Origin of the sequence: Chryseobacterium sp. C3 (assembly GCF_014218905.1) — a bacterium.
In the GTDB taxonomy this organism is placed as follows: domain Bacteria; phylum Bacteroidota; class Bacteroidia; order Flavobacteriales; family Weeksellaceae; genus Chryseobacterium; species Chryseobacterium mucoviscidosis.
This window is the reverse complement of record NZ_JACLCU010000005.1, coordinates 367,733-379,488: the sequence shown is the minus strand read 5'-3', so window position 1 is coordinate 379,488 and position 11,756 is coordinate 367,733. Positions and strand designations below refer to the sequence as shown.

The 11,756-nt window shown below is 35.5% G+C and carries 12 protein-coding genes; 9 read left to right on the top strand and 3 right to left on the bottom strand.

Annotated features, from left to right (window positions below; genetic code table 11):
- Position 1 precedes the first annotated feature (1 nt).
- The 5 genes from H6W53_RS13675 to H6W53_RS13655 all read left to right on the top strand — a co-directional run bounded on the left by H6W53_RS13675 (position 2) and on the right by H6W53_RS13655 (position 4,866).
- On the top strand, positions 2 to 757 hold the full coding sequence (locus tag H6W53_RS13675) for a metallophosphoesterase family protein (RefSeq protein ID WP_185207566.1): 756 nt from the start codon (positions 2 to 4) through the stop codon (positions 755 to 757).
- A 352-nt stretch (positions 758 to 1,109) separates the two neighbouring features.
- Complete coding sequence (locus H6W53_RS13670) at positions 1,110 to 2,834, top strand: hypothetical protein (RefSeq protein WP_185207564.1); 1,725 nt, start codon at positions 1,110 to 1,112, stop codon at positions 2,832 to 2,834.
- Between the two features lie 233 nt (positions 2,835 to 3,067).
- On the top strand, positions 3,068 to 3,256 hold the full coding sequence (locus H6W53_RS13665) for a hypothetical protein (RefSeq protein WP_185207562.1): 189 nt from the start codon (positions 3,068 to 3,070) through the stop codon (positions 3,254 to 3,256).
- Positions 3,246 to 3,650, top strand: coding sequence for a hypothetical protein (locus tag H6W53_RS13660; protein WP_185207560.1), 405 nt, complete (start codon positions 3,246 to 3,248; stop codon positions 3,648 to 3,650). The genes H6W53_RS13665 and H6W53_RS13660 overlap by 11 nt, the downstream gene beginning before the upstream one ends.
- A gap of 85 nt (positions 3,651 to 3,735) precedes the next feature.
- A complete protein-coding gene (locus H6W53_RS13655) occupies positions 3,736 to 4,866 on the top strand; it encodes a serine hydrolase domain-containing protein (protein WP_185207558.1) in 1,131 nt (376 codons plus the stop codon).
- 47 nt (positions 4,867 to 4,913) lie between these two features.
- Here the strand turns inward: H6W53_RS13655 and H6W53_RS13650 are convergent, their stop codons facing one another.
- Positions 4,914 to 5,078 (bottom strand): hypothetical protein, encoded by a 165-nt coding sequence (locus H6W53_RS13650; RefSeq protein ID WP_157967254.1) that lies wholly within the window; start codon positions 5,076 to 5,078, stop codon positions 4,914 to 4,916.
- Positions 5,079 to 5,411: 333 nt separating this feature from the next.
- Between H6W53_RS13650 and H6W53_RS13645 the strand changes: the two genes are divergently transcribed.
- Positions 5,412 to 5,690, top strand: a complete 279-nt coding sequence (locus H6W53_RS13645) for a hypothetical protein (protein WP_076391105.1) — start codon at positions 5,412 to 5,414, stop codon at positions 5,688 to 5,690.
- Between the two features lie 47 nt (positions 5,691 to 5,737).
- Here H6W53_RS13645 and H6W53_RS13640 read toward each other — a convergent pair whose 3' ends face one another.
- Positions 5,738 to 6,619 (bottom strand): cupin-like domain-containing protein, encoded by an 882-nt coding sequence (locus H6W53_RS13640; RefSeq protein WP_185207556.1) that lies wholly within the window; start codon positions 6,617 to 6,619, stop codon positions 5,738 to 5,740.
- Between the two features lie 623 nt (positions 6,620 to 7,242).
- Between H6W53_RS13640 and H6W53_RS13635 the strand changes: the two genes are divergently transcribed.
- Positions 7,243 to 7,455, top strand: coding sequence for a hypothetical protein (locus H6W53_RS13635; protein ID WP_185207554.1), 213 nt, complete (start codon positions 7,243 to 7,245; stop codon positions 7,453 to 7,455).
- 55 nt (positions 7,456 to 7,510) lie between these two features.
- Complete coding sequence (locus H6W53_RS13630) at positions 7,511 to 8,275, top strand: GLPGLI family protein (protein ID WP_185207552.1); 765 nt, start codon at positions 7,511 to 7,513, stop codon at positions 8,273 to 8,275.
- Between the two features lie 82 nt (positions 8,276 to 8,357).
- Here H6W53_RS13630 and H6W53_RS13625 read toward each other — a convergent pair whose 3' ends face one another.
- Positions 8,358 to 8,717, bottom strand: coding sequence for a helix-turn-helix domain-containing protein (locus H6W53_RS13625; RefSeq protein WP_185207550.1), 360 nt, complete (start codon positions 8,715 to 8,717; stop codon positions 8,358 to 8,360).
- A gap of 283 nt (positions 8,718 to 9,000) precedes the next feature.
- On the opposite strand from H6W53_RS13625, the gene H6W53_RS13620 reads away from it, so the two are divergent.
- Positions 9,001 to 11,712: a Plug and carboxypeptidase regulatory-like domain-containing protein gene (locus tag H6W53_RS13620; RefSeq protein WP_185207548.1), complete on the top strand. Its 2,712-nt coding sequence runs from the start codon at positions 9,001 to 9,003 to the stop codon at positions 11,710 to 11,712.
- The last annotated feature ends 44 nt before the right edge of the window (positions 11,713 to 11,756 follow it).

Below are 11,756 nucleotides of genomic sequence, written 5' to 3'. Positions count from 1 at the left end.
TATGAAAAGAACATTAGCAATAGGCGACATTCACGGAGGATTCAAAGCATTGACGCAGGTTTTGGAAAGAGCTGCTGTTACAGAAAACGACACCTTGATTTTTCTTGGAGATTATGTCGATGGCTGGAGTGAATCTTCGGAGATCATTCAGTTTTTAATTGACCTTGCCGAAAAGCAGGAATGTATTTTTATTAAAGGAAATCATGATGCATGGACGGAAGACTGGCTTGCTTTCGGCAAAAGTGAAGATGTATGGCTTTTCAATGGCGGAAAAAGTACGGTAGAAAGCTATTCAGATTTCTCTTTGGAAGAACTTGAAGTTCATCTTGAATTTTTCCAGCGGATGAAAAACTATTATGTCGACGATAAAAACCGACTGTTTATTCACGCAGGATATTCGTCCATGCATGGTCCCGAAAAAGAAGTATATTCCAGCAATTACCGTTGGGACAGAACATTGTGGGAAACAGCCGTTGCAATGGATAAAACTTTGGCGAAAGACTCAGAATTCTATCCGAAAAGACTGCTTTTATACCATGAAATTTTCATTGGTCATACACCGACACTGCATTTGGGAAGTAAAGAACCCATCAACAAAGCCAATGTCTGGAATATAGATACCGGAGCTGCATTCACCGGAGCATTAACGATTATGGATGTCGATTCCAAAGAATTCTGGCAAAGCGATCCCCTTCCGGAGCTTTATCCGGATGAAAAGGGCAGAAATAACTATACTGTTAAACCTAAAAACCGCTAAATATCTTCTCTAAATTGGGAAGATAATTTTTTTTGATGCTTAAAATCAGCGCCATCAGCAAAATCAGCGGGAGTAAAATACACATTGGTAATGTCATTAACAATATAAACCGCATTTTTACGAGTGTAGTTCAGAAGGAGAGTAAAAAAAGGCTTATTCAGAGATAGATCCTTTCTTCAAGAGATTTAGTAAAGTGAATGACAATTCTGGAAAGCAACATCTTTGCTGAGTAAAACGCCTTTGCGAGCGAAGAATATTTTCAAATTTTTTTAATAAAATCTTTGCGGTCTCCGCGTTAAAAATAATAGGTTTCACAAACTTTAAGTAATTTTAAAGCTTAAAATACCACCCAATGAAACTGAAATATCTTTTCCTGCTGCTTACCTCTTCATTTCTTTTTGCCCAGACTCAATTTCATACCCCTTTTGAAAAAGGAAATGGAAATCAGACCGTAACTTATGATGAAATGAACAGCTATTATCAGAATTTAGCTAAAAATTTCAACACCATTCAGTACCTTAAAAAAGGAGAAGACGACAGCGGAAAAGCAATTTATGTGGTCATTTACAATCCTTTTCCCGAAAAAGACCTTGATAAATTAAGAAAAAACAAAGCCGTTTTGTTCATCAATAACGGAATTCATCCCGGCGAACCGGACGGAATCGATGCGACTATGATCCTGATGAAAAATCTGGCAACTCAGAAAATCAAAACACCGCAGAATTTCATTGTCGCAGCCATTTCAGCGTATAACGTAAGCGGAATGCTCAATCGCGGATCGTTTTCCAGAGCCAACCAGAATGGTCCGGAACAGTATGGTTTCAGAGGAAATGCCAGAAATTATGATCTGAACAGAGATTTCATTAAAGCTGATACTAAAAATGCCAGAAGTTTTCAGGAAATTTATCAGTGGCTGAAACCGGATGTTTTCATTGACAATCACGTAAGTAACGGAGCAGATTATCAATATACATTTACTTATATTTCTACCTTTAAAGAACGTCTGGGAAATATTTTGGGCGAATATTTTTATAACAGCTATCAGGCGAAAAATTTAAACGACTTAAAAAAACTGGGTTACGAAAGTACGCCTTACGTTAATATTCATGGCGATATTCCGGAAGTTGGCTTTGCTTCGTTCGAAGATTCCCCGAGATATTCTACAGGATATACCTCGCTGTTCAATTCCTTGGGAACCGTTCCTGAAACGCATATGCTGAAACCTTACGACAAAAGAGTGGATGCGACGTACAAATATATGTTGGTGAATCTTCAGAATTTAGATCAGGATTATCAGAAAATAAAACAACTCAGAGTTGAAAATCTAAAACAGTACCAAGCCGGAAAACAGTACGGAATCCGCTGGAAAATCGATTCTGCAAAATATACCACCATGGATTTCAAAGGTTTTGAGGGAAAATACAAACCCAGTGAAATTTCCGGAAAACCGAGACTTTATTACGACAGAAGCAAACCCTTCACGAAAAACATCAGGCTGTTTACAACCGCAGTTCCTACAGGTTATATCACCATTCCGAAATATTATATCATTCCACAGTCGCAATACCGTGTTATTGAGGAATTTAAAAGAAATAAAATTCAGATGAAGCCGATTCAGAAGGACAGCACGATTGCGGTGGAATCTTACAGAATCAATGATTTTAAAACCGTTAAAAATCCATATGAAGGTCATTATCTCCATTTTGAAACAACCATAGATAAAGCGAATAAAAAAATAACTTTTTCAGCAGGTGATTACATAGTTCCGACCGATCAGGAAGGGGTAAAATACATCATTGAAACCCTTGAACCGGAAGCACTGGATTCCTTTTTCAACTGGAATTTCTTCGACGGTATTTTAGCCCAGAAAGAATATTATTCAGCCTATATTTTCGAAGATACCGCCGCAGAATTACTGAAAAAAGATAAAGATTTAAAACAGAAATTCGAAGCTAAAAAAGCAGCCGACAAAAAATTTGCCGACGACGGAACCGCTCAGCTCGACTGGATCTACAGAAATTCTCCCTACTTCGAAGAAAAGACATTCAGACAATATCCTGTTTACAGAATCTTATAAATTTTAGAATTTGATTTAATTTATTGATAATCAGTGTTTAATTTCCGTATTTTTCACATGCGGAACTGTTGTTTTTACTGATGGAATTTAATTTTTATCAGGCGAAATTTGCTTTATTAAAACCAATAAAACCAACACTTATGGCAACTAAAAAGCAATTTTTCGTTTCACTGGAAGGCGTAGACCTTACCGACGAATAGCTAAAAAACATCGACAAGGGAATTCAGAATGTAGTGCTTTCCGAACTGTCCAAAGTAGACAACACACAGGCTTTCGGCGCGCACAGAAATTTCAGAGAACTGACTAAACCCTTAAAAGTGAAAGACTGGTTTCCCTGGGGAATCATTATTTTCAAGCCGGGAATCGATCTTACCAAGCAGGTTACAGAAATCCATAATCAGATAAAAGCTTATGGAGGCTAGTTTTAATTCTACAAAAAAGATGTGTCCCAGCTACGTTGGAAAAGTTGGGGCGCAGCTTTTCGGAGTCGTCAATAAAGACGGAAAAGTACAGTTTATAACCCCTCTTACCGTCACAGAAGATTTTATTGAACAGAATGAAAACCTTGAGCAGCGATTCCGTTTCACCGGAAAATGTGTAGAAAAAGGATGCGGACAATGGAATCATGAGGAATCAAGATGTTCTCTGTCTAAAAAAGTTCAGGATCTGAATTTTCCAAAAAATACTGAACTTAGCTTTTGCCCGATCCGTTCGCAGTGCAGATGGTTTTCTCAGGATGGCAAAGAAGCCTGTTTTTCCTGCAATGAAGTCACCCGAAACATGGAAGAATTGCTTGTTAACAGTTCAGCACAATAAAAAATCCAACGATAAAATTGGCGGCATATACTTTGAATGGTTGATAATTAGGATTTTATCTGAACATCAATTTTTCAAACTTACTATGAGGAAACTTCTAACCGCAGGTATCGCAGGAATTTCAGCATTTGTTGCTGTGGTTTTTCTTTCGGGATACGGATATATTTTTAAAGCTTTAGCCATTAATTTAAAAAAAGGACCTTTTACTCCTTCAATAGATGATGAGGAAAAATTTCCTTCACGGGTTATTCGCAACAGACATCCGAAACGATGGAAGAACCATATCAGTTACAATAAAAAGGAACTTTCAGAAAGAGTTTTGGACGAGCTAAAAAAGACAAGGGCATCTTCTCTTCTGATAATTCACGACGGAAAACTTCTTCACGAAGAATACTGGAAAGATCATGATGCTTCTTCTTTAATGAATTCCTTTTCTATGGCAAAAGGCGTTCTTTCTGTTTTAACGGGATGTGCGATCGATGACGGATATATAGAATCCGAAGATAAATTGGTTTCCACATTTTTTCCTCACTACAAAGAAAGCCGTTTCGGAAAACATCTCACTTTTAAACATTTAATGACGATGCAGGCGGGATTGGATTGGGAAGAAGAATACCATCATCCTTTTGCAGAGAATTCCAGACAGTATTTTGTAGACGATCTTGCGGAACAGGCTTTCGGAATTGGGTTCAAGGAAATGCCGGGCGAAAAGTATGAATATCAAAGTGTTGCTGCGCAATTATTAGGACTTGCCTTAAGAGAAGCAACGGGAAAAGATCTTGCAGTTTATCTTTCAGAAAAAATATGGCAGCCTTTAGGAATGGAATTACCTGCAAAATGGAGCATCGACGAAAAAGGCGTTGAAAAAGCGTTCTGCTGTATCCATGCAATACCAAGAGATTTCGCAAAACTCGGACAGCTTATCATGCAGAAAGGAGAGTGGGAAGGAAAGCGGCTCATCAGTAAAGAATATTGTGAAAAACTTTTATCGCCCACAAAAGAGAACGATGCGTTCTGCTTTACCATTTGGGCAGATGATGAAAGTGAGCATCAGTACAGGTTTTTTTACGGCTTTTTAGGACAGTTCATTATCATGGTTCCCGAAAAAAAGATGGTGATCGTGAAAACCGGATTTTATAACAGGCTGGATGTCGATAAAAAGAAAAGACCGCTCCAGGTAAAGCTTTTGGTAGAAGAACTTACAAAACTGATATAAAAAATTAAGCTGCAGAATTTCTGCAGCTCATTTTTTTGATAGTAAATTTAGAATGAATCTCTGTAATTTAGATTCCCTGTTGCTCCCTGCGGAAGAAAAACAACTTTTCTTTTAATGCTTTTTGCTTTTTCCAGAGCTTTAAGAGCTTTTTGACGTTCAACTTCCCTGTTGAAGTGAGAGTTGATGTTCTCAGATTGTGCAGTTGCTTTCATATATGTATATTTTTGGTGTGTTACAGTGAGCTAATCTAAAAATATGCCGTTTTTAGGGTAAATCTTCTAATGAGGTATCAAAAACAAAAAAAATATTTTTTTTCAGTTCTTTCTTATTCTTGGCATAGTAGTTGAGTACCTAATTGCAACTATTAAAAAATAAACAAATAAGGGATCTTAAATATTTCCCGGAGCAATTCGGGAATATTTTTTATCACTAATTACAGGAAAAACACCAATCACTATAAATATTAATACTTTTGACTAAATCTCCGAATCTTTCGGGGATTTTTTCATGTGGTTTTATTTGATACCTTTACAGAAAAATAGTTCATGGCTTATATAATTAAAACAACATCAGACGGTTTGATTTATGTGAAAGCGTCGAACGTTATCCACGTAAAAAAGCCAAATGCACTGGAAGGAGCAAAGGTTATGGGACAGCCATTGGTTATTAATGTGAATCATATTGGCTTTCTGAGCTACAATATCGAAGGTCATGTTACATTCTTTATGGCAAGCGGGTTCGAGATCTCGATGAAGATATTTTACGAAGAAGCGGAGGAAGCTTTCAACTGTGCAAAAGGAAGTATCGAAAAGATCATCAGGTAAATTTTAATCAATAAAAAAGACGTTTCAGCCGAAACGTCTTTCTTTTTTTATCTTGGTAAGCCTCTTTTCAGAGCAATTTCCGCTCTTTTTACAGCCACTTTTTCTTTCCAGTCCATGTATTTCTTCTTGAAGTTCTTCTTCATGATATCATCAAATTTGCGCTGTACGGTAAGATTCCATAAAGAATGCGCTTTCACCGCCCAGGATTTGTCCCATGCTCTCAGGGAAATAGAAAAACTTCCGTCCAGATATTTCATCCAGTGCCACCATCCGGTTGGCATAAACAGCGTATCTCCATGCTCCAGATAGCATTCAATACCTTCTACACCGTCTAAGGCAGGGAATTTTGTAAAGTCAGGATTTTCAATATCATAATCTTCCAGCGCATACGTTGCGTAAGGAATCTGGTACAGTCTTTCTTTCCATTTGTAATCGAACAGTAGAATATGCTTTCTTCCGTTAAAGTGGGTATGGAAAATATGAGCCATATCAATATCAAAATGCAGGAACGTTACAGAACCTTTACCTCCAAAAAACATATTGGGATATTTGTCCAGAAATCCGCCCATGAGTTCTTTCGGAGAAATATAATCTTCCAGAAGTTTTGGGGCAAATTTTATCGGATCGAAAAGGAAAATTCTAAGATCGGTAGGTTCTCTCTGGATAAGATCGATATAATCTCCGAATTTCATTCTGGCTGCCGAAGCATTAATGGGAGCTGCAGGATCTGCCTTCGAGCTGTCGTACAACGGAACTTCCACATCACCTACTACTTCCTTCATGTACTCCATGGTCCATTTCTGGTACGCTGGCCATTTTCTTGCCATGTTCTTAATGACAACAGGTTTTCTCGGCTTCAGATACTTTTCAATGAATTCTTCCTGAGTAATATCATCTACAATATCTATAGGCTTTAAATTGATTCCCATCTTCTTAAAAATTTAATGTTACAAAATTATTAAATAAAAATATATGTTAACAGATTTAAGCTTTTTTTAATCTATGATTCAAATCATTTTTAACTATTTAGACTAAATAAAAAACTGAAAAATAATCTTAAAGGCAAAAAAAACACCCTGCAAAAAAGAATTGCAGGGTAAAAACACAATTTGATGAATAAAAATTCATTTCTTCCCGCTAAAATAAAAAAATATTTATAACTGATTTTTATCTGTAAGTGAATATTATAAGCTAAAAGGATAGAATTTTTTCTATACCATTCTATAAAATACTGTTGATGGTATTTAAATATAAAACACAAAATAAATTTTGATGAATTTTATTAATTTTCAAATAAAAAATATTTTTTTTCCTACCCAATAAATACGGCGTAATTTGCTGATTTTCTTATGCAATAACTTTACAGGATTATTCATAATTTTATGATATGACACAAATGAGAAATTCGCGAAACATTTTGCGGTGCCCTATCGTAAGATGTATTTCTTTAAAGTCATCATGATGCATCATCCGAACTGTACATTTATTCTAGGCAAAATTGTATAGTTAGGGAAAAATTAATTATTAACGATTCTAAAAGAAAACAAATTTTATGAAAAAGAAAATTTTATTCAGTGCCATGATGGGTATTTCTGTAATGGCATTGGCAAAAACAATACAAGCGACATGGACTTCAACTTGTGGAGTTAAGCACATTACAACATTTACCGGAGATTGGAGCCAATCTGAGATGGCTTTATGGATTGCAGAAAAAAATGCAGACGAATGTGGTAATTATCCTTCAAATGTAACTTTTAATCCTTAAATTAAGGTCTGTTTCAAATATCACTGTTTGAGACAGACTTTTCAAATTATTAGCGATGAAATCAAAAAAAATATTTCTTTTACTTGCCATCTTTTTTAGTTTTTTTTCTTTTTCACAAAAAATTTCTTTTGTTCCTTCTATCAGAGTTACATATGACTCCACTTTAAACTTAGGAGAAAATTTTAAAAAAGAACAAAGATTTGTTTTGATAGGAAATTCACAGGATTATTATTTTGGAGCAAATCAAAATTATTTAAATGATACAGGACAATACGAAAGTAAAGGTGTTGATCTGAGAGCAATCAGCGATTATTTTCAAGAAAGGGTTATTGGGAAAAGCGGAATAATCAATACCTTTTTAACAGTTACCGAAAATAAAATAAGATATCAGGAGGCTTTAAAATTACAATGGGTTCTTTATTCTGATACAAAAATGATAAATGGAGTCAAATGCCAAATGGCAGCAACAAATAAATTCGGAAGACGATGGATTGCTTACTTTTCTAAAGAATATTCTCAGTCTTTAGGTCCGTATAAATTTAATGGATTGCCAGGTTTAATTTTTGAATTGTATGATACCCGGGATGATTATCATTTTACAGCTTCCAAAGTAGAGAAGTTTAATGATGAATTTAGTTTTAATATAGGAGCATTTAAAAGATATAACAAACAAGATTACTTAAAAGCTTCTTTTAATCTCAGGTTTACATCAGCTTCTTTGCCTGTTTTACAGGGAGAAATGAGAAAAGAATTTGATGATATGATGAAAAGAAAACAAAAAAGATTTAACAATCCTCTGGAATTAAAACCTTTTGAATAATATTTTACTTCCCTGCGAAATAATAAAACAAAAGAGTCTTAAAACTAAGGCTCAAAACACAAACGTCAGATAAAAAATCGACTTATTTTTTCAGACTTTTGATCAGTTCTTCAAGCTGAGAACTGATTACTTTTGCTGCTTCAGAATCTGTAATATTGATGATAATTCCCTGCTGAATATCTTTTTGACCAATTGAATTATCGTGCATTTCAAAATTTTCTTGCGAATTTGAAACTGTTGATTTTTGACCATCTTCAAAAAGGTCTTGAATTTTCACCTGAAAAATTTCGGCAAGTTTCGGAATATATTGAGACTTAATATCGGTGATTTCATTTTCCCAGTTGGTATATGTATTTCTGTCTAATCCCAACATATCGGCAATTTCCTGTTGAGAAAATTTTGTCTTGCTTCTCAGCCTTTTAAGATTAGTTCCTACTCCCATAGATGAAATTGTTTTTTACAAATGTATACAATTAGCCAAAGAATTAATAATAAAAAACCTCAAAAAGTCAGTTCTTTCGTGAAATATGGCTTAATAACAAAATCCAAAGAAAATTTTTCATTCGGGAAAAATTTTTCCTTTAAAAAATAAAGTTCCTGACATTAAAAAATATCACTATGTTTGTAGTGATAAAAAAGAGGTTTAACTTTTGGGCTTAAATACAATCTTTATACTCGTGTAACAAAACGCTTTAACCATTAACTAATTAAGCAAATAATAAATTATGAAAAAGAGAATATCTTTATTCCTGATGATTTTTTTCTCTGTAATCGCTTTTGCACAGAAAACGGTTTCGGGGAAGATCACGGATGAAGACGGGGTTGGAATCCCAAGTGCAAGTGTAACGGTGGAAGAGCCGGGAAAAGATGCCATTCTTGCCTATGGAATTACCAACTCGAAAGGAGAATACAAAGTCACCTTCACTTCAGGAGAATCCAATGTAGACCTTAAAGTAAAGGCTTTTAACCAGAGACCTTTAACGAAGCAGATCAGCAACAGCGATCAGACGCTCAACTTCAAAATGGATTCTGAGGCTACAGAAATTAAAGAAGTGAAGCTTAAAACAAAGATGGTTACGGCAAGAGGAGATACCATTTCTTACGATCTTAAAGCTTTCGACAGCAAAAGCGACAGAACCTTGGCGGATGTTTTGAAAAAAATGCCCGGAATTGAAGTCAACACAGACGGAACTATTCTTTATCAGGGAAATGCGATCAATAAATTCTACGTTAACGGAAAAGACTTAATGGAAGGCGGTTACGGAACCATCAACAATTCGCTTCCGAAAGATGCGGTACAGAAAGTTGAGGTACTGGAAAATCACCAACCCGTAAAGATCTTACAAGATAAAGTACCTTCCGATCAGGCAGCCATCAATATCAAACTGAAAAATTCTGTGACGATGACGGGAAGAGGAGAAGTAGGAGTAGGAGGAAGTCCGCTTTTATGGAATGTAAAACTTACGCCGATGTTCTTCGGGCAGAAAAGTCAGTGGGTGGTTAATTACAAATCCAACAACACAGGAGAACAGGTAGAAAACGAAGGAAATATTCTGTCTTTCGGAAACAGATTTGAAGGAAGAAGAATCAACGCAACCCAAAACGACTGGCTGAATGTAGAAAATGCAAGTACCCCGAATCTTCCGGTAAAAAGATATCTCATGAACAGTGTTCACTACGTATCTGCAAATTACCTGACCAACATTGACAAGAAAAAAGAATGGGAACTGAAAGCCAACGCCAATTATACGAATAATGCAGTGGAAAGAGAGTCTTATAATGAGCAGGAATTATTTGCAACGCCTAACAGACAGGCATCTACTATATTGCAGAATATCCGCAATAATTTCTATACAGACAAAGCAAAAGGAGAATTAATCTTTACCAAAAATGCAAAAAAGGGATTCTTTAAAAATACCACAAGTTTTTCTCAGTACTGGAATGCAGACAGAGGGATTGTAGACAGAACCGTTAGAGGTTCTGCAAGTAGTTATACCGCACATGGAGATGAAGCGGTGGAATCGCCTACAACATCTTTCCAAAACTCATTGAGTACTATTGTTCCCTGGAAAGAAAAAATGGTAAATGTATTATCGTACATCAGTTATCAGACAGACAGACAGACTTTGGATGTTTCACCGGCTTCCTATCTCGCAATTCCTGGCTTTCTTACTACTTCTACAGATTTTGTGAGACAGAATTTAAGACTTAAAACTTTTGAAGCCAATCATTCTGCCAATATTGGTTTTTCTACAAAAGGATGGACATTTACTCCGGAAGTTGGTTTCAATTTTAAATCAACTAACTTAGTTTCAGGTTTGTCAAATATTATAACCAATCCTTTTACCAGTCCAAATCCTACACCAGCTTCACAGTATAGTAATGATTTGAAGTATACTACCGCAACACCTTACGGAAGTTTAGGGGTAAATTATAAAAGTGATTCATGGATGTTGTATGCTAATTTCCCGGTAAACTCGAATAATATTAAAGCAGATGATCCGATAAGACTGGTTTCCAAAGAAGTAAATAAAGTGACATTTGAGCCAAGTATTTTTGCGCAATATACCTTTGCCTCTTTCTGGAAAGCTTCCGTAAATGCTAATGTTAATAATAATTTTGGAGAAATCAACACTGCCTATTCAGGATTTTTAATGACTTCTCCGGCGGGAATCAGTGCGATGGATATTAATAATCCAATTCCTCAGAACAATAATAAATCTGCCGGAACGAGATTAGAATACAGAAATCCGTTAAATAATTTATTCTTTAACATCAACTACAGATTTTCTGATGCAAAGAGAAACTTAATTTCCAATCCTACAATCAACGAAGCAGGATATACTATCATGCAGTATAAAGAGCAGGACAACCATGTTTTAAATAATGGATATAACCTCGAAGTAGGAAAATATTTTCCGAAGTTTAAAACGAATGCTTCCGTCAGCTACAGCAATAATACAGCAAAATCTGATGCTTTTCTGGATAATGCTGCGTACACCAACAAGAACAACAGCCAGTCATTTGGCATGAAATTTAACAATACCTATTTCAGTTGGATGAGCATTGATTATAATGCAAGTTTCTCAAGAACAAAGCAGACAAGTACAGGAAGGGTGGTTTCTGATGCTGCAAGAAAAGGATTTACCCATAATTTAGGACTTTTCTTCTATCCGATAGAAAACCATACCATTGGCTTCAACTGGGATCAGGTGAATACCAATGCGGTAGATCAGAAATACCACAACGGATTCTACGATCTTTCTTATCAGTTCACATGGGCTAAAAAGAAAATTGATTTTGAATTAAAATGGATGAATATCGCGAATAAAAGAGTATTTGAAACCTATGAAATTAATGCAACAAATACCAATTACACAAGAATTCAGCTTCGTCCGAGTCAGGTCATGTTTACCGTAAAATTCAACTTTAAATAAAATCAAAACCAGTCTTCAAAGGCTGGTTTTTTATTTGAGAAAAG